The 24,290-nt window shown below is 70.3% G+C and carries 29 protein-coding genes; 16 read left to right on the top strand and 13 right to left on the bottom strand.

What is annotated here, in order from left to right:
- Positions 1 to 26 precede the first annotated feature (26 nt).
- On the top strand, positions 27 to 1,229 hold the full coding sequence (gene purM, locus ASG74_RS15330) for a phosphoribosylformylglycinamidine cyclo-ligase (protein WP_056145586.1): 1,203 nt from the start codon (positions 27 to 29) through the stop codon (positions 1,227 to 1,229).
- Between the two features lie 117 nt (positions 1,230 to 1,346).
- Here purM and ASG74_RS15325 read toward each other — a convergent pair whose 3' ends face one another.
- The 6 genes from ASG74_RS15325 to ASG74_RS15300 form a co-directional block, all read right to left on the bottom strand.
- Positions 1,347 to 1,907, bottom strand: coding sequence for a cysteine hydrolase family protein (locus tag ASG74_RS15325; protein WP_268766038.1), 561 nt, complete (start codon positions 1,905 to 1,907; stop codon positions 1,347 to 1,349).
- Positions 1,904 to 3,397, bottom strand: a complete 1,494-nt coding sequence (locus ASG74_RS15320) for a purine-cytosine permease family protein (RefSeq protein ID WP_056145712.1) — start codon at positions 3,395 to 3,397, stop codon at positions 1,904 to 1,906. Before ASG74_RS15320 ends, ASG74_RS15325 begins: the two co-directional genes overlap by 4 nt.
- Before the next feature lie 84 nt (positions 3,398 to 3,481).
- Positions 3,482 to 3,679, bottom strand: coding sequence for a DUF3073 domain-containing protein (locus ASG74_RS15315; RefSeq protein ID WP_056145583.1), 198 nt, complete (start codon positions 3,677 to 3,679; stop codon positions 3,482 to 3,484).
- Between the two features lie 297 nt (positions 3,680 to 3,976).
- A complete protein-coding gene (locus ASG74_RS15310; RefSeq protein WP_056145581.1) occupies positions 3,977 to 5,098 on the bottom strand; it encodes a Glu/Leu/Phe/Val family dehydrogenase in 1,122 nt (373 codons plus the stop codon).
- A 110-nt stretch (positions 5,099 to 5,208) separates the two neighbouring features.
- Complete coding sequence (locus tag ASG74_RS15305) at positions 5,209 to 5,883, bottom strand: DUF6766 family protein (RefSeq protein WP_056145580.1); 675 nt, start codon at positions 5,881 to 5,883, stop codon at positions 5,209 to 5,211.
- Positions 5,884 to 5,968: 85 nt separating this feature from the next.
- Positions 5,969 to 6,412 carry a hypothetical protein gene (locus ASG74_RS15300; protein ID WP_156465438.1) on the bottom strand — a complete coding sequence of 148 codons (444 nt, stop codon included), beginning with the start codon at positions 6,410 to 6,412 and terminating at the stop codon, positions 5,969 to 5,971.
- Between the two features lie 38 nt (positions 6,413 to 6,450).
- On the opposite strand from ASG74_RS15300, the gene fgd reads away from it, so the two are divergent.
- The 7 genes from fgd to ASG74_RS17290 are packed head-to-tail and all read left to right on the top strand — an operon-like array spanning position 6,451 to position 11,529.
- Positions 6,451 to 7,506 carry a glucose-6-phosphate dehydrogenase (coenzyme-F420) gene (gene fgd, locus ASG74_RS15295; protein ID WP_056145575.1) on the top strand — a complete coding sequence of 352 codons (1,056 nt, stop codon included), beginning with the start codon at positions 6,451 to 6,453 and terminating at the stop codon, positions 7,504 to 7,506.
- The gene (locus tag ASG74_RS15290) at positions 7,506 to 8,027 is read left to right on the top strand and encodes a DoxX family protein (protein ID WP_056145572.1); all 522 of its coding nucleotides are present in this window, start codon (positions 7,506 to 7,508) and stop codon (positions 8,025 to 8,027) included. Before fgd ends, ASG74_RS15290 begins: the two co-directional genes overlap by 1 nt.
- The gene (locus ASG74_RS15285; protein WP_056145571.1) at positions 8,024 to 8,788 is read left to right on the top strand and encodes an enoyl-CoA hydratase/isomerase family protein; all 765 of its coding nucleotides are present in this window, start codon (positions 8,024 to 8,026) and stop codon (positions 8,786 to 8,788) included. Before ASG74_RS15290 ends, ASG74_RS15285 begins: the two co-directional genes overlap by 4 nt.
- Positions 8,785 to 9,765 (top strand): glucosyl-3-phosphoglycerate synthase, encoded by a 981-nt coding sequence (locus tag ASG74_RS15280; protein WP_235499031.1) that lies wholly within the window; start codon positions 8,785 to 8,787, stop codon positions 9,763 to 9,765. Before ASG74_RS15285 ends, ASG74_RS15280 begins: the two co-directional genes overlap by 4 nt.
- Positions 9,762 to 10,634 (top strand): dihydropteroate synthase, encoded by an 873-nt coding sequence (folP, locus tag ASG74_RS15275; protein ID WP_056145568.1) that lies wholly within the window; start codon positions 9,762 to 9,764, stop codon positions 10,632 to 10,634. Before ASG74_RS15280 ends, folP begins: the two co-directional genes overlap by 4 nt.
- Entirely contained in the window at positions 10,631 to 11,320 is a 690-nt protein-coding gene (locus tag ASG74_RS15270; protein ID WP_056145565.1) for a hypothetical protein, read from the top strand. Before folP ends, ASG74_RS15270 begins: the two co-directional genes overlap by 4 nt.
- Positions 11,320 to 11,529, top strand: a complete 210-nt coding sequence (locus tag ASG74_RS17290) for a hypothetical protein (RefSeq protein ID WP_156465437.1) — start codon at positions 11,320 to 11,322, stop codon at positions 11,527 to 11,529. The genes ASG74_RS15270 and ASG74_RS17290 overlap by 1 nt, the downstream gene beginning before the upstream one ends.
- A gap of 6 nt (positions 11,530 to 11,535) precedes the next feature.
- Here ASG74_RS17290 and ASG74_RS15265 read toward each other — a convergent pair whose 3' ends face one another.
- Positions 11,536 to 13,494: an MFS transporter gene (locus tag ASG74_RS15265; RefSeq protein ID WP_056145563.1), complete on the bottom strand. Its 1,959-nt coding sequence runs from the start codon at positions 13,492 to 13,494 to the stop codon at positions 11,536 to 11,538.
- Between the two features lie 208 nt (positions 13,495 to 13,702).
- Between ASG74_RS15265 and ASG74_RS15260 the strand changes: the two genes are divergently transcribed.
- From ASG74_RS15260 to ASG74_RS15235, 6 genes are all read left to right on the top strand, one after another.
- The gene (locus ASG74_RS15260) at positions 13,703 to 14,635 is read left to right on the top strand and encodes an ATP-binding cassette domain-containing protein (protein ID WP_056145560.1); all 933 of its coding nucleotides are present in this window, start codon (positions 13,703 to 13,705) and stop codon (positions 14,633 to 14,635) included.
- Positions 14,632 to 15,399, top strand: coding sequence for a hypothetical protein (locus ASG74_RS15255; RefSeq protein WP_056145557.1), 768 nt, complete (start codon positions 14,632 to 14,634; stop codon positions 15,397 to 15,399). Before ASG74_RS15260 ends, ASG74_RS15255 begins: the two co-directional genes overlap by 4 nt.
- Positions 15,400 to 15,516: 117 nt before the next feature.
- A complete protein-coding gene (locus tag ASG74_RS15250; RefSeq protein ID WP_056145554.1) occupies positions 15,517 to 16,242 on the top strand; it encodes a HemK2/MTQ2 family protein methyltransferase in 726 nt (241 codons plus the stop codon).
- On the top strand, positions 16,239 to 16,472 hold the full coding sequence (locus ASG74_RS15245) for a CDGSH iron-sulfur domain-containing protein (protein ID WP_056145551.1): 234 nt from the start codon (positions 16,239 to 16,241) through the stop codon (positions 16,470 to 16,472). Before ASG74_RS15250 ends, ASG74_RS15245 begins: the two co-directional genes overlap by 4 nt.
- Entirely contained in the window at positions 16,469 to 17,536 is a 1,068-nt protein-coding gene (locus tag ASG74_RS17345; protein ID WP_162252816.1) for an iron-containing redox enzyme family protein, read from the top strand. The genes ASG74_RS15245 and ASG74_RS17345 overlap by 4 nt, the downstream gene beginning before the upstream one ends.
- Positions 17,533 to 18,633, top strand: coding sequence for a carboxylate-amine ligase (locus tag ASG74_RS15235; protein WP_162252815.1), 1,101 nt, complete (start codon positions 17,533 to 17,535; stop codon positions 18,631 to 18,633). Before ASG74_RS17345 ends, ASG74_RS15235 begins: the two co-directional genes overlap by 4 nt.
- A gap of 2 nt (positions 18,634 to 18,635) precedes the next feature.
- Here ASG74_RS15235 and ASG74_RS15230 read toward each other — a convergent pair whose 3' ends face one another.
- The 5 genes from ASG74_RS15230 to ASG74_RS15210 all read right to left on the bottom strand — a co-directional run bounded on the left by ASG74_RS15230 (position 18,636) and on the right by ASG74_RS15210 (position 22,370).
- The gene (locus ASG74_RS15230; RefSeq protein WP_056145544.1) at positions 18,636 to 19,748 is read right to left on the bottom strand and encodes an amidohydrolase family protein; all 1,113 of its coding nucleotides are present in this window, start codon (positions 19,746 to 19,748) and stop codon (positions 18,636 to 18,638) included.
- Between the two features lie 20 nt (positions 19,749 to 19,768).
- Positions 19,769 to 20,428 carry a UdgX family uracil-DNA binding protein gene (locus tag ASG74_RS15225; RefSeq protein ID WP_056145542.1) on the bottom strand — a complete coding sequence of 220 codons (660 nt, stop codon included), beginning with the start codon at positions 20,426 to 20,428 and terminating at the stop codon, positions 19,769 to 19,771.
- A 126-nt stretch (positions 20,429 to 20,554) separates the two neighbouring features.
- Positions 20,555 to 21,163, bottom strand: a complete 609-nt coding sequence (locus ASG74_RS15220) for a DUF3618 domain-containing protein (protein WP_056145539.1) — start codon at positions 21,161 to 21,163, stop codon at positions 20,555 to 20,557.
- Positions 21,160 to 21,618 (bottom strand): phage holin family protein, encoded by a 459-nt coding sequence (locus tag ASG74_RS15215; protein WP_056145535.1) that lies wholly within the window; start codon positions 21,616 to 21,618, stop codon positions 21,160 to 21,162. The genes ASG74_RS15220 and ASG74_RS15215 overlap by 4 nt, the downstream gene beginning before the upstream one ends.
- Entirely contained in the window at positions 21,615 to 22,370 is a 756-nt protein-coding gene (locus ASG74_RS15210; RefSeq protein ID WP_056145533.1) for a hypothetical protein, read from the bottom strand. Before ASG74_RS15210 ends, ASG74_RS15215 begins: the two co-directional genes overlap by 4 nt.
- Before the next feature lie 184 nt (positions 22,371 to 22,554).
- Here ASG74_RS15210 and ASG74_RS15205 point away from each other — a divergent pair, with 184 nt between their 5' ends.
- Together ASG74_RS15205 and ASG74_RS15200 are read left to right on the top strand one after the other, a co-directional pair.
- Positions 22,555 to 23,283 carry a GAF and ANTAR domain-containing protein gene (locus ASG74_RS15205; protein ID WP_056145530.1) on the top strand — a complete coding sequence of 243 codons (729 nt, stop codon included), beginning with the start codon at positions 22,555 to 22,557 and terminating at the stop codon, positions 23,281 to 23,283.
- Positions 23,280 to 23,978 (top strand): ANTAR domain-containing protein, encoded by a 699-nt coding sequence (locus tag ASG74_RS15200; protein ID WP_082569820.1) that lies wholly within the window; start codon positions 23,280 to 23,282, stop codon positions 23,976 to 23,978. The genes ASG74_RS15205 and ASG74_RS15200 overlap by 4 nt, the downstream gene beginning before the upstream one ends.
- A gap of 40 nt (positions 23,979 to 24,018) precedes the next feature.
- Here the strand turns inward: ASG74_RS15200 and ASG74_RS17495 are convergent, their stop codons facing one another.
- Entirely contained in the window at positions 24,019 to 24,174 is a 156-nt protein-coding gene (locus tag ASG74_RS17495) for a DUF6131 family protein (RefSeq protein ID WP_200942642.1), read from the bottom strand.
- Positions 24,175 to 24,290 lie beyond the last annotated feature (116 nt).

Raw genomic sequence — 24,290 nt, 5'->3', positions numbered from 1 at the left:
CACACCGAGAACGAGGCGGAACTGACGTGAGCGAACCGATCACCTATGCCGGCGCCGGCGTGGACGTCGAGGCGGGCGACAGGGCCGTCGAGCTGATGAAGGCCGACGTGCGCCGGGCGACCCGCCCCGAGGTGCTCGGTGGGCTCGGTGGCTTCGCGGGCATGTTCGACGCCAGTGCCCTCGCCCGCATGGACCGCCCCGTCCTCGCGACGAGCACCGACGGTGTCGGCACCAAGGTCGCCATCGCCCAGGCTCTCGACATTCACGACACCATCGGCTTCGACCTCGTCGGCATGGTCGTCGACGACATCGTCGTCTGCGGCGCGGAGCCGCTGTTCATGACCGACTACATCGCCACGGGCAAGGTCGTCCCCGAGCGCATCGCGGCCATCGTCGGAGGCATCGCCCGCGCCTGCGAGCAGGCCGGCGTCGCCCTCGTCGGCGGCGAGACCGCTGAGCACCCCGGACTGCTCGAGCCCGACGAGTACGACGTCGCCGGTGCCGCGACCGGGGTCGTGGAGCATGCCGCGGTGCTGGGTCCGCAGCGCGTGCGTCCCGGCGACGTGGTGCTGGGCCTGGCCAGCTCGGGGCTGCACTCCAACGGCTACTCGCTGGTGCGCAAGGTCGTCGAGCACGCCGGGTGGGCGCTCGACCGCCACGTCGACGAGTTCGGCCGCACCCTGGGTGAGGAGCTGCTCGAGCCCACCCGCGTCTACTGCCGCGACCTCGTCGACCTCATCCGCACCGAGGGCCTCGACATCCAGGCCCTCTCGCACGTCACCGGCGGCGGGCTCGCTGCCAACCTCGCCCGGGTCCTGCCCGGCGACGTCTTCGCCCGGGTCGACCGTGGCACGTGGACCCCGCCGCCGGTGTTCTCGACGGTGCAGAGCCTGGGGCGGGTGCCGCAGGCCGACATCGAGCGCACCCTCAACATGGGGGTGGGCTTCGTCGCGATGCTGCCCGCCGACCAGGTCGACCTGGCGGTCTCGACCCTTGCGGAGCGCGGCATCGGCGCCTGGCCCATGGGTGAGGTCACGACGCTCGAGGACGCGCCCGTCGTCGACGGCGTCGAGGTCGTGCGCGGTGCCAAGGGTGTCGACGGCGGCTCGGTGCAGGTCGTTGGCCAGCACCCGGGCGACGCTGCGCAGGCCACACCGACCCGACGGGTCATGCCCATGCGAGACCGCGTCGATCTCGAGGCCGCGCAGGAGCCGGTGCGCCGCGACTGACCCCGGCGCCCCGAGCCACACCTTTTCCGGCGGATCACGAAACTGCAGTGTTCAGCCGGGAACGGTTGGCGGCGCAACACTGCGGTTCCCGGCCGAAGCCGGTGGAGCCAGGCGGGTTCAGACGACGGTGACCTGAGGGGCGAACATCTCCATGGCCCCGAGCGCCTGCTCGTGCATGGCCGGGGTGGAGCCCGCGCAGGCGCCCGCGACGACCCGGACCGTGGCACCGGCGTCCCCTGCAGGGATCGCGGTGGCGATGACGCAGCAGTCGGTGGCGACGCCCGCGAGCGCAAGCCTGGGCTGGTCGCCGACGACCGCGCGCAGCTGGGGTCCCCACTTGCCGAAGGTGGGTTCGGTGACCACATGCTCGGTGAGGCCGACGAGCTCGGGCACGACGGCATACAGGGGGTCCTCGTCGGGCACGAGGGCGAACGGCCAGTCGTCGTAGTAGCTGGCCCACGAACCGCCGATGCCCAGGTCCGCGACGAAGCGGGTCACGACGACACGACCCTCGTATGCCGTGGCGAGACGAGCGATGCGCGGCACCGTCGCTGCCCACATCGGCGAGCCCCAAGGGCTCGTCGCGGGGTCGGCGAAGATCGCCTGGGGGTCGATGATGACGAGCCACTCGTCGGGCAGCGGCTCGACGGCGTCGATGTCGGCGGGCGACGGGCTCACGCGCGGTCCTCCTGCCGGCGCACCGTCCCGCGGCGGGCGACGTAGGTGACGGCGAAGGACAGGACGAGGGCCAGCAGGACGCCGAGGTTGGCGTAGGCGAAGGTTCCCTCCCAGTACGATCCGGCGGGGTCGTCGACAAAGGTGCCCAGGCCGAGCGGGTCGAGCAGGAAGCCCTGCCAGTTGTTCCAGGTGGCGTCGTCGGTGAAGTTGTTGACGACCAGGCCCCAGCCCAGGATCGAGGTCACGACCATCGTCCCGATGGACACCCAGTCGAAGGCGCCATAGCGTCCCGAGGAGTCGAAGAGGGCGTCGTCGTCGTAGTCGCGCCGGCGCAGCGCGATGTCGGCGATCATGATGCCCGCCCACGAGGCCAGCGGCACGCCGAGCGTGATGAGGAAGGACTGGAAGGGGTTGATGAAGCTCTGGGCGACGAAGACGACGTAGAAGGTGCCGAGGGTGAGGATCACGCCGTCGACGAGGGCCGCCAGTGGCCGAGGGATCCGCACACCGAGCGAGAGCAGGGTGAGGCCGGAGGAGTAGATGCCGAGGACCGCGCCCGAGACCAGCGAGAGGATCGCGGCCAGCAGGAACGGCACCAGAACCCACGTCGGGAGCAGGGTGGCGAGCGTGCCGATGGGGTCGGCTCCGATGCCCTCGAGCACCTTGGCGTCCGAACCGGCGAGGGCGAGGCCGTAGCAGACCAGCACCACCGGGGCGAGGGCGCCGCCGAAGGTGTTCCAGCCGACGATGGCCGTGCCGCTGGCGTCGCGACGCTGGTAGCGAGACCAGTCGGCAGCGATGTTGATCCAGCCGAGCCCGAAGCCGGTCATGACCAGGACGAGAGCGCCGATAATGGCCCCCGCGCCCCCGGACGGCATCGACGACACCGTCGACCAGTCGACGTGGTTGACCGTCATGAGGACGTAGAGGACGGTGATGATGCCGGTCACCCAGGTGAGCACCGACTGCATCCGCATGATGATGTGGTAGCCCGCGACTGCGGCGGCCACGATCATCGCGGCGACGACGACGGCGGCCACGACCTTGGTGGCGGTCCCCCCGCCCCAGCCGAGGCGCTCGAAGATCGTGGCGGTCGCGAGGACGGCCAGGATCGCGAGGAAGGTCTCCCAGCCGATCGAGACCAGCCACGAGATGACACCCGGCAGCTTCTGCCCCTTGACGCCGAACGCCGCCCGCGACAGCACCATCGTCGGGGCCGACCCGCGCTTGCCGGCGATCGCGATGATGCCGCACAGCGCGAACGACACGACGATGCCGACGACGGTCACGAGCACGGCCTGCCAGAAGGAGATGCCGAAGCCGAGGACGAAGGCGGCGTAGGAGATGCCGAACACCGACACGTTGGCGGCGAACCAGGGCCAGAAGAGGTCTCGTGGCGCGGCGGTGCGTTCCGCCTCGTCGATGATCTCGATGCCGGTGGTCTCGACGCCGAGGCGCTGGGCAGCGTCGGCGGTGCGCACGTCAGTCATGCCCGGAAGCATGGCAGATCACGAGCGGCGGATGACGCAGGCCGCACGCGGACGTGCCGGTGCAACGCGTGGTGCAGGAAGGCGTCAGCGACGCCCGCTGGCCCACTTGTCGTAGTCGTCGTCCTCGTCCGTGCCCGACTCGGCGACCCGAGTCGACGGCAGAGACGTGGATGAGCTCCCGTGGAGTTCTCGCTCAAGCGAGCTCAGGTCAGTGTCCGGGCTGTAGTACTTCAGCTCCCGGGCCACCTTGGTCTGCTTGGCTTTTGCTCGGCCGCGCCCCATGGCGAGACCCCCTTGTGCGTCTGCCGGGCGACATACCCGAAGGGACGGCCCCGAAGGGGTCATCCCAAGTCGAGCTGTGGTCCCGGGAATCGTGTGTATGTCGTGGGGACAACGCTACATCAGGCCGGAGTGTTTCCGCTCCGCGGGTCGGCGTACTGAGACGGTGTCGTGGGCGACCCCGCGGGGCGGGTGGCCTGAGCTCGGCACCGAACCCCGAAAACGCGTCCCGAGCAAGGGATCAGACCTCTTGCTCGGGACGCGTTTCGCGGGCCACCCGTCACAGGGGAGGCGGGTGGGTCAGCGCTGGGGCAGCCACATCGTCGGCGAACCGGCGGCCATGCGCTTCTCGGCGATGTGGTCGGCTGCGGCGGCGGGTGAGGTGCCGTGCTCATCGGCCGTGCGCAGCACCTCGAGCGTGTGCTCGAAGATGGCCGTCGCACCCCGCTTGGCCCGGTCGAAGTCGAAGCCGAGGAGCTCGTCGCTCACCTGGATGACGCCGCCCGCGTTGACGAGGAAGTCGGGGCAGTAGGTGATGCCGCGCGAGACCAGCCGGTCCGCGGTGCCGCCCTCTCCCTCGGTCACGAGCTGGTTGTTGGCGCCGCCGCAGACGATGCGGGCCTTGAGGGCGTCAACGGTGTCGTCGCCGAGCGCACCGCCGAGCGCGCACGGCGCATAGACGTCGAGGTCGCCGCGCACGAGGGCCGCAACATCGTCGACGGACTCGATGCCCGGGTGGGTGGCGGTGAGCGCCGAGACCGCATCGGCGTTGACGTCGGTGACCACCACGTGCGCGCCGTCGTCGACGAGGTGTCCGGCCAGGATGCGTCCGACCTTGCCGACGCCCGCGATGCCGACCCGGCGCCCCCGCAGGGTCGGCTCGCCCCACACGTGCTGGGCGGCGGCCCGCATGCCCTGGAAGACACCGAACGCGGTGAGGATCGAGGAGTCGCCGCATCCACCCTTGTCGAGGGAGCGACCCGTGGCCCACGCTGTCGTCTCGGCGACGACGTCCATGTCGGGGCTGTAGGTGCCCACGTCGCAGGCCGTCACGTAGCGACCGCCGAGGCTCTCGACGAAGCGGCCGAAGGCGCGCAGCAGCTCGGGCGACTTCACCGAGCCCGGGTCACCGATGATGACCGCCTTGCCGCCGCCGTGCGGGATGCCCGCCATCGCGTTCTTGTAGGACATGCCGCGCGAGAGGCGCAGGACGTCGGCGAGCGCCTCGTCCTCGCTGTCATAGGGGTAGAAGCGCGTCCCACCGAGCCCCGGCCCGAGGGCCGTGTTGTGCAGGGCGATGATCGCTCGCAGGCCGGACGCGTGGTCGGAGCAGAAGACGACCTGCTCGTGCCCGGAGGTGTCGGTGGGGTCGAGCGGCGGGGCCGAAGGGGCTGCAGGGGTGGAGGTGGACGACGCGGTCACGGTGGTGACTCCTTTGTCAGTACTGGGCCGCGCGGTGGCGCAGCGGTGTCGTGCGTGGGTCTCACGCACATCCAGCCTAGGCCCGTCGCCGAAGGCGGGAACGACCCGGCTCAGCCGCTGACGCCGGTGCTCTCGTGGGGCTCGCCCACGGGCTTGGACTCGGGCGACCCTCGCTCGCGCAGATAGATGGAGAGCACCACCATGCTCGCGACGGCGAGGAACTCCGACTGCCAGTTCTGGAACGTGCGGCTCCAGAAGTCGGGGGCCGCCAGGTAGCCGCCCAGGGTCAGCGGCTCCTTGAGCTCGCGGAGCAGCTCGACGTTGTTGGCCGCGTGGCCCGCGACGAGCTGGGCCGACCAGGACCCGAGGAAGATCAGGCCCATCACGAGGCCCAGCGAGTGCGAGTAGAGGCTGCGGCGCCAGCCGTCCATCGTGACCCAGCGGGGCGAGTCGGGCAGGGCAAAGCGACCAACCTTCTGCTCCTCGTCGGTGCCGCGCCCGGCCTGGTCCAGCGGCTTGGACTCCGGCGACCCCTTCTGCAGGAACCAGACGCTGAGCAGGATGTAGAGGAGGAACTGGAGGTACTCCGACTGCCAGTTCTCGGCGACGTCGACCGCGAAGCTCGAGGAGGTGAGGTACTCGCCCATCCCGATGAGCGCGAGGCCGTGGTCGCGGGCGTCGCCGTTCTCCTTGGCCAGCCCCGAGACCGCCTGGCCGACGAGGGCGAGGAGGAGCAGCCCGCCGAAGGCCAGGGACAGCCCGTGGTTGCGCAGGACCTTCTTCATCGTCCGAGCACCCCCAGGGTGATGCACCACGCGAGCCCTCCGGCGATGAAGAGGAGCCATCCGAGAAACGACCAGCGCATGTCAGTCACCGACCTTCGATGGTGCAGTCGTAGGCGAGGTCCTTGCCGCGCGACTGGCAGCCGGCAGCGCTGACGAGCCAGCCCTTGTCGAACCGGGAGAGGAAGAGCGTCTCGCTGCCCCACTGCACGATGGCCTCGCGACCGTAGGCCTGCACCACTGGCTCTGGTCCCGAGGTCAGGTCGCTCTTCGGCCTGACCTCGGCCACGGCGTCGGCGCACTGCTCGCCGTCGGAGCTGACGGTCTCGAGCGTGGCCGGCGCCAGGAGCTCACAGGCACGGTCGGGACTCGAGCTCAGCGCACCGAAGAAGGCGGTGGCTGCGTCACCGACGGCTCCGTCCTGCGACGAGCCCCGACCGGCGCAGCCGGTGAGTCCGGCAACGACGAGAAGTGCCACGGACAGAGCCGAGATGCGGTACGGCATACGACGTTTGCGCAGGTGGGAAGGCACGTCGCAACTATGGCACGCAGATGGGAGAGGATGGCCGCATGCGCATCGGCTACAAGGCTTCGGCCGAACAGTTCGCCCCCACCGAGCTCGCGGGCTACGCCGTGCTCGCCGAGGAGCTGGGGCTGGACTCCGTGACGATCTCGGACCACTTCCAGCCCTGGCGGCTGGAGGGTGGACACGCTCCCAACTCGATGGCGTGGCTCTCGTGGGTCGCGGCGCGCACCGAGCGGGTGCTGCTCGGCACGTCGGTCATGACGCCGACCTACCGCTACAACCCGGCGGTCGTCGCGCAGACGTTCGCCACCCTCGGGTGCCTGGCACCGGGTCGGATCATGCTCGGCGTCGGGACCGGGGAGGCTCTCAACGAGGTGGCCGTCGGCTCGGTCCCCGAGAGTGGCTGGCCCGAGTTCAAGGAGCGCTATGCGCGCCTGCGTGAGTCGGTGCGGCTGATGCGTGCGCTGTGGACGCAGGAGTCCGTGACGTTCGAGGGCGACTACTACCGCACCGAGGACGCGCGGATCTTCGACCGCCCGGACGAGCCGATCCCGGTCTACGTTGCCGCCGGTGGTCCGCTCGTGGCAAGGTATGCCGGCCGCTCGGGTGACGGTTTCATCTGCACCTCCGGCAAGGGCCGCGAGCTGTATGCCGACAAGCTCCTTCCCGCGGTGGCCGAGGGTCTCGAGAAGGGCGGTCGCGCACCTGCGGACGTGGACCGGATGATCGAGATCAAGGTGTCGTGGGACCCCGACGCCGACCGCGCGCTGGAGAACACGCGCTTCTGGGCGCCGCTGTCGCTGACGGCCGAGCAGAAGCACTCGATCTCCACCCCCGCCGAGATGGAGAAGGCCGCCGACGAGCTGCCCATCGAGCAGGTCGCCAAGCGCTGGATCGTCGCGTCGCGCCCGGAGGACGTCGTCGACGCGGTGCGTGAGTACACCGACCTCGGCTTCGACCACCTCGTCTTCCACGGCCCGGGTCACGACCAGGAGCGGTTCCTGCGCACGTTCACCGAGCAGGTCGTGCCCGGCCTGCGCGAGCTGGTGCCCGCAGAGCTGGCCGCTGCTGGTCCGGACACGCCCAAGGACAGCGCCTGATGGATGCCATGCCGATCTCGTGGGCCGATGCCGACGTCGCCTCGCTCCTCCTGCGTCTGGCGCTCGGCCCGATGCTCGTGCTCCACGGGCTCAACAAGGTGCGGGGTGGGCTGGACGGCACGGAGCGGTGGTTCGAGTCGCTCGGGCTGCGGCCCGGTTGGCTGCACGCCCGCGTCGCCGCCTCCACCGAGATCGGCGCCGGCCTCCTCGTGACGCTCGGGCTGCTCAACGGGCTCGCCGCGATGGCCTTCGTCGGCCTCATGACGGTGGCGGCGCTCACCGACCACCGGGGCAAGGGCTACTTCATCTTCAAGGGTGGTGCCGAGTACGTCGTGCTCGTGGGCATCGTGGCTGTGGCGCTCGCGGTCCTCGGCCCCGGTCGCTGGTCCCTGGACAAGGCCTTCGGCCTCGACCTGTTCGGTGTGGTCTGGGGCATCATCGCCCTCGTGGGTGGCCTGTTGGCCGCGGCTGGTCTGCTCATCACGTCCTATCGCCCCAACGCAAGGAAGGCACAGTCATGAGCGACGGCATCGCGGTGTCGGTCGAAGGTGCTGTCGGGCGGATCACGTTCGCGCAGCCGGCTCGGCTCAACTCCCTCGACCCGGAGATGATCGACACCCTGGGTGCCGAGGTCTCCCGTCTCGACTCCGACCCCGCCGTGCGGGTCATCGTGCTCTCGGGTGAGGGGCGCGCCTTCTCGGCCGGCGCCAACATCTCGGCCCACGCTGACATCGGCGACCTCGACGCGACGCTGTTCGGGCTGGGGTCGGCGGTGCGTGCCATCGTCGAGGCCCGGACCCCCGTGCTGTCCCTCGTCCCCGGCGTTGCGGCGGGGGCCGGGCTGTCGATCGCCCTCGCCGCCGACTATGTGCTGGTGGCCGACGACGCCACTCTCCTGCTCGCATTCGGTGGCCTGGGGCTCATGCCCGACGGTGGCGCGACCGCCCTCGTCGCGGCGTCGGTCGGTCGCGCCCGCGCGCTGCGCCTGGCCCTGACGGGCGAGAAGGTCAGCGGTGCTACTGCTGCCGACTGGGGCCTCGTCGCGGAATCCGTTGCGGCAGAGCGCTTCGCGGCCCGCGCCGATGAGCTGACCACCCACTTCGCATCACTGGCGCCGGACGGAACGGCCGAGACGACCAGGGCCATCACCGACGCAGTGCTGGACCTCGAGGGAGCCCTTGACCGTGAGGAGCGGGGTCAGCACGCGCTGCTCCGCACCGATGACTTCGTCGAGGGCCTCACCGCCTTCCGCGAGAAGCGCCCACCGACGTTCGGTCGGTGAGCGCAACGGTGGGTGGTGCGACAGGCTCGGGCGGGCGCGGGTCCCACGCTCTGCGTGGGCCGGCATACGCCGCGTCCGACTGGACTCTCGAAGGCCTGCTGCGCCTCAAGGGCGACCTGACGATCTCGGTCGTCATTCCTGCAAAGAACGAGGAGGCGACCGTCGGCGACGTCGCCGGCCGCATCCTCGCCGACGTCGCCGCCCTCGTCGACGAGGTCGTCGTCATCAACTCCGACTCGACCGACCGCACCGCCGAGATGGCACTCCGCGCGGGAGCAAAAGTGTTCTCCGCCAGCAAGATCCAGCCGCAGCTCGGCAGCGTGACTGGCAAGGGCGAGGCGCTGTGGAAGTCGCAGTTCGTCACCCGTGGCGACCTCGTCGTGTTCGTGGATGCGGACCTGGTCGACTGGGGCACGCATTTCGTCACAGGGCTGCTCGGACCGCTGCTGAGCGACCCGGGCACCCATCTCGTCAAGGCCATCTACGACCGACCGATGCTCGACGCGACGGGTCGAGAGGAGGAAGTGGGTGGGAGGGTGACCGAGCTCGTCGCGCGCCCCTGGCTCGCCCTGCACCGCCCCGAGCTCGCCGGCATCGTGCAGCCACTGTCGGGGGAGTGGGCGATCCGGCGCTCGAGCTTCGCCACGTTCTCGGTGCCCGTCGGCTACGGCGTGGAGATCGCCGCCCTCATCGACACCGCCGACCGCTTCGGCGCCGCGGCGATCGCCCAGGTCGACCTGGGGCGGCGCACCCACCGGCACCACCGGCATGACACGCTCGGGCTCATGGCAGTGCAGGTGTTGGCCGCAGCGGAGCGCCGTCGCGGTGCCCACCGTGGCGGGGTGGCGGGGGACACGGTGGACCTGACGCAGTACACCCGAGGTGCTGCTGGCTTCGAGCCGCAGGTCAGCGCGGTCGCGGTCGGAGAACGGCCCTCGGCCGATTCGGTGCATATGCCGTCCGCGGGCTCGCGATGACCGGCTTCACCTTCCGCCTCGGGTCGCGATCGTTCGACGAGCGTTCGCGGCTCGTCATGGCGATCGTGAACCGGACACCCGACTCCTTCTACGACAAGGGCGCGACGTGGCGTGAGGATGCGGCGTTCGACCGGGTGCGCGAGGTCGTCGCTCAGGGCGCGGACATCGTCGACATCGGTGGCATCAAGGCCGCGCCGGGCGTTGAGATCGGCGCCGACGAGGAGAAGGGACGCGTCGTCGACTTCGTCGCGGCGGTGCGAGCCGAGCACCCCGACCTGTTGATCAGCGTGGACACCTGGCGGGCCTCCGTCGGCCGAGCGGTTCTCGAGGCCGGGGCGGACATCCTCAACGACGCCTGGGGCGGGGCCGACCCGGGCCTGGTCGAGGTGGCGGGAGAGTTCGACGCCGCCGTCGTGTGCACGCACACCGGGGGCGTGACGCCGCGCACGCGGCCCCACCGGATCGAGTACGACGACGTCGTCGAGTCGGTCGTGGAGTCCCTTGTGGCACAGGCGGGTCGCGCCGTCTCGATGGGCGTCGCGCGGGACAGGGTCGTGATCGACCCGGCCCACGACTTCGGCAAGAACTCGTGGCACTCGCTGGAGGTGACCCGGCGGCTCGACGAGCTCGTGGCCCTGGGGTGGCCGCTGCTGGTGTCGTTGTCCAACAAGGACTTCGTGGGGGAGGCGCTCGACCTGCCCGTTGGTGAGCGGCTCACTGGGACGCTGGCGGCCACGGCCATCTCGGCATGGCACGGCGCCCACATCTATCGCGTGCACGAGGTCGTGGAGACCCGGCAGGTGCTCGACATGGTCTCCGTCATCACGGGGGACCTCCCGCCGGCCCGCACCGCCCGGGGGCTCGCGTGATCACCGACGTCGTCATCGTGCCCGGGGCGCCGCTGCTGCTGCCCGAGTACCAGGGGCGGGTGGCTGCCGTGCCGGGCCTGCTCGAGTCCTGCGTCGGGGTGCTCAGCGAGGCCGTCGGGTCCTCGCACCACGTGGTGGTCGTGCACGCCACCGACCGTGAGGCACGCAGTACCAAACCCGCGATCGGGCTGAGGGTGGCCGACCACCTGCTCGCGGCCACCCACCAGGCCTTCGAGGTCGAGCACGTCGCCGTGGCGTGGGACGCATCGGTGCAGGAGTGCATGACGCTGGGGCGAGAGCTCAAAAGCGGTTCTGGGACAACCCTGCTCGTCGTCGGTGACGGGTCGGCTCGACGCACCGAGAAGGCGCCTGGCCACCTCGACACTCGCGCGGCCGATGTCGACGACGCGATCGTGGCGGCGATCTCGGGTGCGGCCGACGGTGACCTCGAGCGGCTCCTCGAGCTGGACCCTGAGGTGTGTGCCGAGCTCCTCGTCGCCGGACGGGCGCCCCTCCAGGTCTTGGCGGCGGCGGTCAGCAGCGACCCGACCCCCGCGCTTGCGTCTGCGGATGTGGTCGCCAGGGCAGCCACCTCCGCAGGCGATGCGAGGTGTGAGGTGGTGTCGTGCGAGGTCACTGACCCGTGTGGCGTGCTCTATGTCGTCGCCCACCTCCGCCTCCACTGATGGCCCGTTCGGCTGGTCGCGGCACCGAAATCCAGTTCGACGCACTGGCCGAACGGGCAATCAGTGGTGTTGTGGCACTGGCCGAACGGGCAATCAGTGGTGTTGTGGCACTGGCCGAACGGGCAATCAGTGACCGTGTGGTGGTGCGCCCTGCGTCCCCTCGGACAGAGGTCGTTGTCCTGTCCGTCCGGGACGTCTCGACCACCTGACCCGCGTCAGCGCCGGAATTCCAGGGCCAGGTCGACGTCGACGACCTCCGACCTCGTCTCCACGGTGAGCTTGCGTGAGGCGGCCCGACCGGAATCCTCGCTGGCGGCCGTGACGATGTAGGGCCCGGGCACCGGCAACGGCATGGTGAACGCGCCTTCGTCGTCGGCATGGTCGGAGAGCACGAAGTCCCCAGTGCCCTGGTGCAGAGTGACCAGGGCGCCGGCCACGGCGCGTCCCCCGTCCGTGACCTCACCCGAGATGGTCAGCTGCCGCGCCAGGGCGACGTCGTGCTGGACGGCACCGTCACGGAACTCGATGACCTGCGCCTGCGGCGCCCAGCCGCGGGCGTTGCCGATGAGGAGGTACTGCCCGGGGCCCGGCAGTGCCAACGAGTAGCGACCGTCGTTGTCACAGCGCGCCCAGTCGACGGGCCGTCCATCCATGCGGGTGACCGTGACGATCGCGATGTTCTGCCGGGGCACGTCGCCACCGGGCAGGATCCGGCCGCGGATGACGCGCTCGTTGCTGTCGCCGGCCGTGGCCACGGCCGGGACCCCTTCACGACCAACGGCGACGGTGGTGAGGCGCGGGATCATCAGGGTGACGACGCAGGCGACGCCGCAGGTCAGCGCGCAGATCCAGAACATCAGCGTGAAGGCCTGCTCGGACGGAATCATCCGGCCGGCGAACCCGACCGTCATCGTGGTCAGGATGGCCGTGAGTGCCGCACTTGAGGTGGACCCACCGACAGCACGCATCAGCGAGTTGAGACCGTTCGCGGAGGCCGTCTCGGTGATCGGCACCGAGGCCATGATGAGGGTCGGCATGGCGGCGAACGCGAAGGCCGTCCCGATGCCGACCACGGTCGAGCCGGCGATGATCTGGGACAGGGAGTCGGACACGAAGACCCGGAACAGGTAGCCGACCGACATGATCCCTGCACCGAGCAGCATCGTGGACCGGCCGCCGTACCGGCTGAGCAGGGCGCCCGAGAACGGGGACAGCAGGACCATGACGAGACCCGTCGGCACCATCGCCAAGCCGGCCGCACTGACGTCGAGACCAAAGCCGTATCCCGTTGCCTCTGGGAGCTCGAGCTGCTGGACGGTCAGCAGCATGTTGACGTACATGGCGAAGGCGATGAGCACTGAGGCGATGTTGGTCAGCAGCACCGGTCTGCGGGCCGACGTCCGAAGGTCGATCAGCGGCTCACCGGAGCGCAGCTCGTAGGGGAACCACGCCGCCATCACGACCGCTGACAAGGCGAAGCAGCCGAGCACCCCCGGGCTGAGCCAGCCCCATGAGCCACCGTTGGTCACCGCGAGCAGGAACGACGTGAGGGCAACCGAGAGGAGAAGTGCGCCGGTGTAGTCGAAGTGTCCGGGGGATCGAACCTCGGACTCGTCGACGAGCAGGTAGACCGCGATGGTGACCACCACCCCGATGGCGGCCGACAACCAGAAGAGGGAGTGCCACCCGAAGTGCTCGAAGAGCACGCCGGACAGGGGAAGACCCAACGCGCTGCCGATCCCGAGGGTGGCGCTCATCAACGCGACGCCGAAGCCGACCCGGGCAGGCGGGAGCTCGTCGCGCATGATGCTGATGCCGACAGGGATCATCGCCGAGGCGAATCCCTGAAGTGCGCGCCCGATCAGTGCGGTCGCGAACACGCTGCCGAGTGCGAGGAGCAGCGAGCCGACCACCATGCAGCACAGGGCGACCAGAATCATGCGCTTCTTGCCGAACATGTCGGCCAGGCGGGAGACGATCGGCGTTGCCACGGCCCCGGTGAGCAGCGTGATGGTCACCATCCACGAGGCGCTCGCCTCCGACACGCCCAAGATGTGCGGGATGTCGGGGGTGAGTGGCACGACCAGCGTCTGCTGCAGCGCGGCCAGCATGCCAGCGAGGGACAGTACGGCGATGACCGCCCAGACAGGCGCCCGTCGCTGGTTCGCGCTCACGCTGGGCTCCTGTCCTGTCCGGTGGGTGGTGATCTGCAGTCTGCAGCACCCACGACCACGACATCAGTCCCCGCCCACTCGATGGTCCTTCGCCGTGACCGTCCAGCGGGCATCTGCACGGAACCTTCACACGTCGCACCCCTCCCGGGCGCGTGCATGGGCCTAGCGTGCGTGGCGTCGGGTTCGGCGGCGCAGAGAGGCGGCAGGGATGATCAGGGTTCAGGGGCTGACAAAACTGTATGCCGGGGTGCCGGCGGTCGACGACCTCACCTTCGACGTGGAGTCGGGGAAGGTGACCGGCTTCCTCGGTCCGAACGGGGCTGGCAAGTCGACGACCATGCGCATGATCCTGGGACTGGACCGGCCCACCGCGGGGACCTCGTCGGTGGGCGGCCGGCGCTACGTCGACTTCCCCGCGCCGCTGCGCGAGATCGGCGCGCTCCTTGACGCGGGTGCCATGCACCCAGGCCGTACCGGCCGCGCGCATCTGCGGATCGGCGCTCGCAGCAATGGAGTTCCGCTCGCCCGGGTGGAGGAGGTCATCGACCAGGTCGGCCTGGGGGGTGCGGCGGGCCGACGGGTGAAGGGCTACTCGCTGGGGATGCGCCAGCGACTGGGCATCGCCGCGGCGCTCCTGGGTGACCCGCCCGTCCTGCTCTTCGACGAGCCGGTGAACGGCCTCGACCTCGACGGCGTGCGCTGGATTCGGACGCTGTTCAGGGGGCTCGCCGACGAGGGTCGCACGGTCCTGGTGTCGAGCCACCTCATGAGCGAGATGCAGCTCATCGCCGATCGCGTCGTCGTCATCGGCAGGGGGCGCCTCATCGCGGACGAGGACATCGCCGGGATGCTCGGCGGCCTGGGCGGCCGCCGCATCCGCGTGCGCACGCCTCAGGTCGATGATCTGGCAAACGCGCTGGGTCCCGACGTCACGGTGACCCGCTCGGGACCGGGGGAGCTCGAGGTCGGTGGCCTGGTCGCGAGCGAGGTCGGAGAGCTCGCGCACGCACACGGCATACCCCTTCACCATCTCGCGGAGGTGGAGCAGTCCCTCGAGGAGGCATATCTCTCCCTGACCGAGGGTGAGGTCGAGCACCAGGGACAGGTGCTGGGCGCGCTTGGTGAAGGAGCGAGCGCATGAGCACGGCCACGGTGGTGGTGCGCGCGAGCCGTGCCGAGTGGAGCCGGATCTGGAGCGTCCGGTCGAGCTGGTTCCTCGTCGCGGCCATCGCGCTGGCAGTGGTCGGGCTGGGGACGGTCGCGGGCCTCGACGTCGCCAACAACCCCGGGCAGGGGCAGGAGGGCGGAGGCACGGCGTGGGACGTCGCGGGCTTCACCACGATGTTCGCCCTCTTCGGGACCGTCGCGTGGTCGGTCGTGGCGAGCACGACCGACCATGCGACCGGCGCGATCGTGCCGACGCTGCAGTGGACGCCACGGCGAGGGCTCCTTCTTGCGGTGCGCAGCACCGTCATCACCGCAACGGTGACCCTCGTGGGGGCCGCCCTCGTGGCGGTCGCGAGTCTCGCGGTCCGGGCGGTCGCCCCAGGGCTGGAGCTACCGCTCGCCGAGGGGGCACGTTCGCTCGGGGACACGGCCATGGTCCTCGCCTGCGCGGCCCTCCTCTCCATCGGGCTCGGGCTGGCGACGCGCAGCACGGCCGCGGCCGTCGTCATCGCCGTCGCCCTCCTGCTCTTCCTGCCGGTGTTCATGGGCCAGCTGCCCTACGAGTGGGCGGTCACCGTGGCCAAGCACCTGCCCGGGTCGAGCGCGCTGTTCCTCATCCTCGGGAACGACCTGTTCGACGACCTCACCGCCACGACTGCGCGGCTCACCCTGGTGTCGTGGGCGGCTGCGGCCCTGGCCGTCGGCGGACGGCGGCTCGTGCGCAGCGACGCGACGTGATCTGCGCCGCAGTCTGCATGGGAAGCGGTTCGCCGGGGTACAGGGCAGGAGAAGTATGGCGGCGTCGGCGTGCTGGTGCCGTTGGACAGTCCCCAGAGCTGCCCCGACAGGAGAACCATGAGCGCCAACCTCGCTGCCGTCACTGCCAGCCCCGCACCGAGCCGCCCCACGCTGATCCGCCTACCGGGGTGCTACCCGGTGCAGGCCGACACCTGGCTGCTCGCCGACACGCTGCGTGAGCTCGACCTCGCCTCCGGCGCCGACGTGCTCGACCTCTGCACGGGCACCGGGGCCCTGGCGGTCGCCGCCGGGCTCGAGGGTGCCGCCAGCGTCACCGCGGTGGACATCTCCCTGCGGTCGGCAGCCAACGCATGGCTCAACAGCCGGCGACATGGCGTGACCGCGAGGGTCCTGCGCGGTGACCTGTTCGAGGCGCTGCTGCCCGGCCAGCAGTTCGACGTGGTGCTGAGCAACCCGCCCTACGTGCCGGGCCACAGCGACCGGCTGCCCCGGCACACGGTCTCGCGGTGCTGGGACGCCGGCGTCGACGGACGCCGGCTGCTGGACCGGATCTGCGCCGGAGCTGCGGATCGGCTGCGGCCCGGCGGGAGCCTGCTCCTGGTGCAGTCCGCCGTGGCGGACCACGCACGATCGGTCCGGCGCCTGCGACGCCAAGGGCTCGACGTCGCGGTCGTCCGGCGTGAACGCGTGCCCTTCGGCCCGGTGATGCGCGCACGCGCCGAGCTGATCCGCGCCCGTGGGCTCGGCTTGGGCGAGCAGGATGTCGAGGAGCTCGTGGTCATCCGGGCCTCGAGGGCCTCCGAGCAGGAGGCGTCCGCATGACGGAGTCGCCTGTCACCGCAAGGACGCCCGCGATCGCCCGGGTGGTCGTCACCGGCGAGGGCCCGGTGCTCGTCGACGGGCCGGTGGAGGTGGTCGCGCCGGACGGCACCATCGTCCGCTCGGACCGCCGCGTCGTCGCGCTCTGCACCTGCCGGCGCAGCAAGATCGCGCCCTTCTGCGACACGAGCCACCGGACCAAGGTCCGGGCCGAGCGACAGGACGGGCCATGACCGCCGCCGCGAGGGACACCGAGAAGTCGGCGTCTGGCCAGCCGCGGACTCCTCCGGAGACGTCGGCGCAGACTGCTCGGGCGACGGAGGCGCCCGTTGCTGTCCGGCCCCGGCTGCCGGCCGCGAGGGGCCCCATCTCGCAGGCCGTGATCGACCTGTGCGCGGGGCGGGACGAGGGCTCGTTCCCGTGCCCCCGCGTCATCGACCCCTACGGGGAGGACCTGCACCTGGCGTTGTACGTCTGCTACGAGCTGCACTACCGCGGGTTCGACGGCGTGCCCGACGCCATGGAGTGGGACGTCCACCTGCTCGGTCTGCGGCTCGAGCTGGAGGCGATCTTCCTCGAGGCCCTGCGCCGTGACGTCCCGGGTGGGGATGACCTCGATGCCGAGCTCGCGGCGCTCCTGCGTGAGTCGGTCGGCCAACCCAGCGTCTCGCAGCACCTGGCCACCCTGGGAACGATCGAGCAGTTCCGTGAGTACGTCTCGCACCGCTCGGCCTACCACCTCAAGGAGGCCGACCCGCAGCTCCTCGTGGTCTCGCGACTGGACGGCCCTGCGAAGGCCGGGCTGGTCGCCGTCGAGCACGACGAGTACGGCGCAGGCCGCCACAGTGCCATGCACTCGGAGCTGTATGCCGAGATGATGCGCGAGCTGGGTCTGCCCTCGGCCTACGGTGCTGAGCTCGACCGCATCAGCGGGACGGTGCTGGCCGAGGTCAACCTCATGACCCTGTGCGGCTTGCGGCGCGAGCTGCGCGGGGCATCGGTCGGACAGTTCGCCGTGATCGAGCTGACCTCCTCGCCGGGCTCGGCCCGGCTGGTGAAGGCAGCGCGACGCCTCGGGTGCGGCCCGCACACCGAGTACTACTACGCCGAGCACGTCGAGGCAGATGCGGTCCACGAGCAGATCCTGCGTCGCGAGGTGCTCGCTCCGCTCGTGGAGCGCGAACCCGAGCTCAGGGCCGACCTGGTGTTCGGCATCCAGGCGAGCCAGCTACTCGGAGGCCGTTTCGCCGACGAGGTCCTCGCGGCTTGGTCGGCCGGCCGGTCGAGCCTGAGGTGACCACCCGGACGGTCGGCGTCGAGGAGGAGTTCCTCCTGGTGGACGCGCGCACCCACCAGCCGGTTCCCCTTGGCCCTGCACTGGTCCGCGATGCGGGCGATCCGTGCATCCGGACCGAGTTCAAGCAGGAGCAGGTGGAGATCACCTCCCGCCCGTGTCGAAGCATGGACGAGCTTGCCGCCGACCTGGCCCACCTGCGACGCCGCGTGGGGGCCCTCGCCGATCTGCGAGATGCGGTCGTCGTGGCTTCGGGGACCTGGCCGGGCGTGCACGAACCGGTGGCGGGCAACTCCCCACGCTTCTCCCGCATCGACCATGCGTTCGGTCAACTGGCACGACAGCAGCTCACCTGCGGCACGCACGTGCACGTCGCCGTGGACTCGCCCGAGGAGGGCATCGTGGCGCTCGACCGGATGCGTCCCTGGTTGTCGGTCCTCACGGCACTCAGCGCGAACTCGCCGTTCTGGCAGGGACGCGACACCGGCTGTGCCAGCTTCAGGTCAGTGGTGCTGTCCCAGCTGCCCACCGCTGGACCGACCGATGCCTGGGGCGACCTCGAGAACTATCGAGGAGTGGCGAAGCAGGTCATCGATGCCGGTGGGGCGTTCGACGAGGGCATGCTGTACTACGACGCCCGGCTCTCCGCCCGCTACCCGACCGTCGAGGTGCGCGTGACCGATGTGAGCCCCGACCCGGAGGTGGCTGTCATGGTCGCGGCCCTCTGCCGGGCCCTCGTGGTGTCGGCCGTGCGGGGTGCGCTGTTGCCGGAGGCGGTGAGTTCCCGCCAGCCCTCCGCGGGTTCCTCGGCCGTCTCCACCGCGGTGCTGCGAGCGGCCGCGTGGCGCTCGGCCCGCCACGGCCTGACCGAGCGGCTCGTCAACCCGGCAACGGCCGAGCTGGTATCTGCCAAGGAAGCCGTCGGCTCTCTTCTCACGGTGACTGGGGACGCACTCGAGGAGGAGGGCGACGTCGAGCGGGTCCGCGCGTGCGTCGACCGTCTCCTCGGCGAAGGCGGCATCGCCGAACGTCAGCGCCGCCTGGTCAATCCGTTGGCAGCCGGCCCGGGGATGGGGATGGGCGACTTCCGGGTTGCCTGACGTCAGGGGAGGGGAGCCGACGGGGTCCGGGCCACCGCTGCCGCGGTCGCGATGATGTCCCAGCCGGGCCGGAACTGGTTGCGCTGCCTCAGCGAGTGGTGGTGCTCCTCGTAGAGGTCGAGAAGCCGGACCACGGACCTCAGCACCGGAGCTTCAGGGTCGTCCTCCTCCACGTCGCAACCGTGGCGGGCCACGACGAGCGGCGTGCCGGGCTCGGCGCCTCGCTGCATGGCCTCGAGCGCCGCCAGCAGGTTGGTCGAGACGATCTCCTGGAACGGGCCCATCGGCTGCAGCTCATGCGCGGGTGGTGGCCCGATGTCGGCCGGCTCGACACCGTCCACCAGCCGGGCGAACTGACCGCCGATGACGGAGGTGATCTGCTCGGGCGTGAGGCCAGCCTGCCAGGCGCACCGTGCCGTCGTCAGAGTGGCGAGCAACGGCGTGCAGTAGGGCAGGTCACTGGCTCCGAGGATGCGCCCGGGCGGGATGAGGCGGAACAGGGCCATGAGGTGGGCGGGCGTCCACCACGACGTGTCGAAGAAGAGGTTGGGGGCCTCCGGGACCCGCCGCCAGAGCCGACCGAGGTCGGCGATGGCGCAGTGGGCAAGGATGAGCCGCAGACCCGGCCATCTGTGACAGAGCTCCATGACCTTGCCGCCCATGGAGTCCACTTCGGGACCCGCGTGCACCAGCACCGGCAGCCGCCGCTCGTCCGCAGTGGCGTAGACCCGCTCCAGACGGGGGTCGTCCAACAGGAACTCGTCGCTGGAGACATGCAGCTTGACCCCGCATGCTCCGGCAGCCAGGGACTCCTCGAGGAGCCCGTCCGAGACCTCCGAGGGAGTGAGCCGGACGAAGGCGCGAAGCCGGCCGTCGCTCTCGGTCGCAACCCTGGCGCACTCCAGGTTGGCGGCCCGGTAGCCGCCGGGCTCATGGAGCGGGAAGACCGCGGCTCGTGCGTCCACCCGGTCGAGCGACTCGACGAGCTCGTCCCAGGTGCCGCTGATGCTGTCGTCGTTGCCGCCGATGTGGGTGTGGGCGTCGAAGATCGAGCGGCTCGGAAGCTGCCCGAGGATGTGATCCAGCCACGGCTGGATCAGGGGGTCTGCATACATGCCTGGTTTCTTCCTACCTTTCAGGCGTCAAGCGCGGCGACGGCGACCTGCAGGTCGGACACGAGTGCGGCCAGGTCCTCATCGCGCTGTCGCGATCGCAGGACGCTCGAGGGGTGCGCCGTGGGGATGCAGACGGGTGCGTCGGCCAGAGGCAGCCGGTCCTGCGGCCAGGGCACCACCGTGCCCCGGCTGGTCCCCACCCGGAACGCGGGGCCGAAGACTGCTTGCCCTGCTGTGGCACCCAGCACCACGACGACGTGGGGCTGCACCCGGCTGAGCTCGGCAACCAGCCACGGCTCGCATGCGGCGACCTGCCAGCGGGCCGGCGACTTGTGGATGCGCTGCTTGCCGCGGGGTCTGGTGAAGCGGAAGTGCTTGACGACGTTGGTGACGTAGACCTCCTCGCGTGCGGTCCCCGCCTTCTCCAGCGCCCGGTCGAGGAGACGTCCGGCGGGACCGACGAACGGCTCGCCGGCCACGTCCTCACGGTCCCCGGGCTGTTCGCCGACGAGTGCCAACCTGGCGGGAACCGGGCCCTCACCGAACACCGTCTGCGTCGCCTCGAGATACAGGTCGCAACCTCGGCATTCTTGGGAGGCGTGCGTCAGCTGGGCCCACGTTGCCTCGGCCGGCACGAAAGCGGTGGCACCGGGGAAGTCGGATGGCCGAAGCGGCGTCATGCTGAGCGGGTACCCGGCTGCGATCGAGCCAAACCGGCCAGCGCCGTCCGGCGACTGGTGGACATGCCGACGGCGTGCCCGAGGCTCATGCCTTGGGCACGCCGTCGACGGGACGCGGCTGCCGCCTCAGCCCTGTTGGTTCGCGCTCTTGACGGTCTGTGCCGAGTCGTCCGCTGACGACTTCACGTCCTGGGCGATGGAGGTCCCTTCCTCCTTGACCACCTGCGCGGAGTCGGCCGCGCTCTGCTTGACCTCCTGGATGGCCTCCTTGGCCGGCTCCTTGAGATCCTGCACGGTCTCCTGCGTCACGCTCTTGACCTCGTCGACCACAGGTTGCGCCTTCTCCTTCAGATGCTCCGTGGCCTGCCGTTCGCGTTGGCTCGCGGGGAGCAGAGAGCCGAGCAGCCAGCCGGCGCCCAGAGCCACCAACCCGGCACCGAGGGGGTTGCCCTTGGTCTGCTGACGCGCCTTCTGGGGCATCTGGGAGGCCCTGTCACCCATCTCCGAGGCCCTGTCCCCGAGCTGGTGCGCCGTGTCGCTGCCGTGCTGGGCCAAGTCGTCGCCGGTTCCCATGACGCGGTCCTTGAGGGCCGACGCGCGGCCGGTCACCTTGTCGGCCTGCCGGCGGGCGACGTTGCCGGGTCGCACGGTTTCGGTCAGGGCGTTGACGTCCTCGCTCAGACGCCCTCGGGTCATCTCGATGTCCTGCCTGATCAGTTCCGGGTTGTTGCTCATGCGCTCTCATGTCCTTTCAACGCGTCGGGAATCTGCTTGGTGGTCTCCACGGTGCGGGGCACACCGCTGACCTTCTTCATCTCGCGGCGACCGATCGAGGCGAGAATCGCTGCGATGATCGCCCACAGGACGGCCACGATGACCGCCGACCAGCCGAGTCCGACCGCGTCACCCAGGGCCCACCACAGCGCAACGGACAGGAAGAGCAGGGCGAAGTGCCCGGCCACCCCTGCGCCCCCGAGCATGCCGGCACCCTTGCCTGCGTCCTTGGCGCTCTCACGTACCTCCGCCTTGGCCAGCGCGACCTCCTGCTGCACCAAGGTCGAGAAGTCACGGCTGATGTTGGACAGCAGGTCGCCGACCGAGCTCAGCGACCGTCCCTCGACCGGCTCATCGGTGGTCCGGATGGTCTCGACGCGGGGAGGCTCACCCCTGACGTCGTACTCGCTGCTCATCGGAGTCCGTCGTCGGCGAGGCCCCCGACGCGGGGCTCTGCGACGGGGCTGGCAAGCGGTGTGGCGGCCGGGGTGAGCACGGGGGGTGTCTCGGTCACACCCACGGTCCCGCCGACCTCGCCGGCCGGGTAGACCGTCTCGATGCTGTCGATGCTGTCGATGCTGTCGATGCCGCCGGTGGTGCCCACGTTCGAGGTCGTGGGCGCCTGGTCCGTGTCGCGGTGCTCGTCGACCATGCTGCGGCTGAGGCGCCCACCGATGACACCGAGGCCAGCGGCGACAGCCAGGAAGGTTCCCGGCCGCCTGCGGGCGAAGCCCTTGAGCTCATCCATGAGGCTGCCCGGCTCGCGGCCCTCGAGGAACTGCGAGGCATCGCGTGCCTGCGTGGCCACGCGCCCCACCAGGTCGCTGGCCATGCCCTGGCTCTGCGTCCCGGACACCATCTCGGACAGCTCGTCGGCCAGTGACCGCAAGCCGCCGGCCAGGCGTTGCTGCTGGGCACCTGCCTGCTCGGTCAGCTCGGACCGGGTCTGGTGCCACAGCGCCTTGGCCTGGTCCACGCTGTCGCTGGCCACGGATGCGGTCTCGTCCTTGGCCACGCCGGCGACGTGCGACGCCCCCTCCTTGGCGTCCTGGGCCACCGAACCGGCCTCCTGCGCGGCGACGTCAGAGGTGGACCCGGGCGAGGACGTGGAGGACGTCGTCGGACCGGTGCTCCCTGGCAGCGCTGTGCTTCCGTAGCTCTCTGTCATGACTGCTCCTTCGTTCGTTCGTGCGTGGATGCGGCTCACGTCGCATGCATCAGGCCTACCCGCGGAAGCGCGGGCGAAACACCGGCCCTCGAGCGGCGGCCAGCTGCCGACGGCGGGTAGATTGGGCAAATCGTCAGAAATCGCGCGCCTCGAGGTGCAGGCGGACGGGATCAAGGGAGAGCCCATGGAGGACCGGGCAACGCTCCTGTCCAGCCTCGCCAGAGCCATGGCGCAGCAGGATCCCTCCACGACGCTGGCCGCTCGGCTGTGCAGCTCGGCGGTCACCCTCCTTGGCGGCGAAGGCGCGTCCATCACGCTCACCTACTCGGGCCACGAGCGGGTGACGCTCTGCAGCTCCGGGGACACGGCGGCTCGTCTCGCAGACCTCCAGGACGTGTTCGGACAAGGCCCGAGCTGGCAGGCCTTCGACTCGGGAGAGCAGCAGCTGTGGATGTCCCACGACGCCTCCGCCGAGCAGCCCTGGCCCGCGCTGGCCCACGAGGTGCGTTCAGGCCTCGGGTCCGTGAGCGTCTGCGCCCTGCCCATCCGCCCCGACCACGAGGTGCTCGGTGTCCTCACGTGCCACTTCCCCACGGGATCGGCGCCGCTGCTCGACCATGCCCACGCCCAGTTCCTGGCTGATGCGATCGGTGTTGCCCTGCTGCGCGACCCCGAGACCACGGCCTCTGACGCGTCCGGCCCGTGGACCGCCCAGGCCCAGATCCACCAGGCCACCGGGATGGTGGTCGCGCAGCTCCACATCGGGCTCGAGGACGCGCTGGCACTCTTGCGGGCCCACGCGTTTGCGGCAGACCAGAGTCTTGCCGCCACTGCCGAGAGTGTCGTCGGCCGTGGACTCGACTTCACAGATCCCGACAGCACAGGCACCACCGACCCGAACGGCACCTCATGAATCGTCGCACTCCCACCCAAGCGCTCGCTCATGCCGCCGGTGCACTCGTGCAGGCCACCGACGTCGCCCACGTCCTCGCCGTGGTCATCGAGGACGCAGCCGACCTCATGCGGGCTGACGCCATCGGCCTGCTCGTGAGGGGACAGGACGATGCCCTGGAGGTGCTGACCGCCACGAGCCACCGCGCCCACGAGCTCGAGCTGCTGCAGGCCCAACAGGCTGCCGGCCCGTGCGTCGACTGCTTCGACACCGCCGCTCAGGTGGTCGAGACGACGGGCCCGGCCATTGAGGCACGCTGGCCCAGCGTGGGGCCGCAGATCGTTGCTGCGGGCTACACAGCGGTGCACACCTTCCCGATGTGCTGGCAGGACCAGACCCTCGGAGCCATGAACGTCTTCCACTCCGGCGCCCTGCCGGAGGACATCGACCTCGCAGTTGTCGGTCAGGCCTTCGCCGACATCGCCACGGCCGTGACGGTGCAGGGCGGGCAGACCCAGGTCGATCCCTTCGAGCGCGTGATGGCGGCGCTGGCGGGCCGCACGCTCATCGAACAGGCCAAGGGAGTCCTGGCCTACCAAGAGGGCATCGACATGGATCAGGCCTATGACCGTCTTCGCTCGATGGCCGACGACGAGACCTCGCTCAGCAACGTCGCGCGACGTGTCATCGACAGGGCCGTCCGCAGCGAGCGGTGACGACGTGAGGCAACCGGGCATGGCCCGACGACCCGCCGGATCAGTAGTAGTGCGAGCGCCCGCCGACGGCACGACCGGTCGCACCGAGCAGCCAGAGCACCAGGCCCACCACGATGAGGATCACTCCGATCGTGAGCAGGATCGAGATGTTGGCGAAGTAGCCGATGAGGGCGAGGATGACACCCAGGATGATCATGGACAGGACTCCTCTCGAGACCTTCGTGGGCTCCGGCTCACGGACTGACCGCCGTGTGACTTGGATACCGCCCGTTGTCATTACCCGCGGAGAACGAGACCAAACCGGTCCATCGC

This window comes from Knoellia sp. Soil729, assembly GCF_001427985.1.
GTDB lineage: Bacteria > Actinomycetota > Actinomycetes > Actinomycetales > Dermatophilaceae > Knoellia.
The sequence above is the reverse complement of the archived record's forward strand: the minus strand, read 5'-3'. Positions and strand labels throughout refer to the sequence as shown.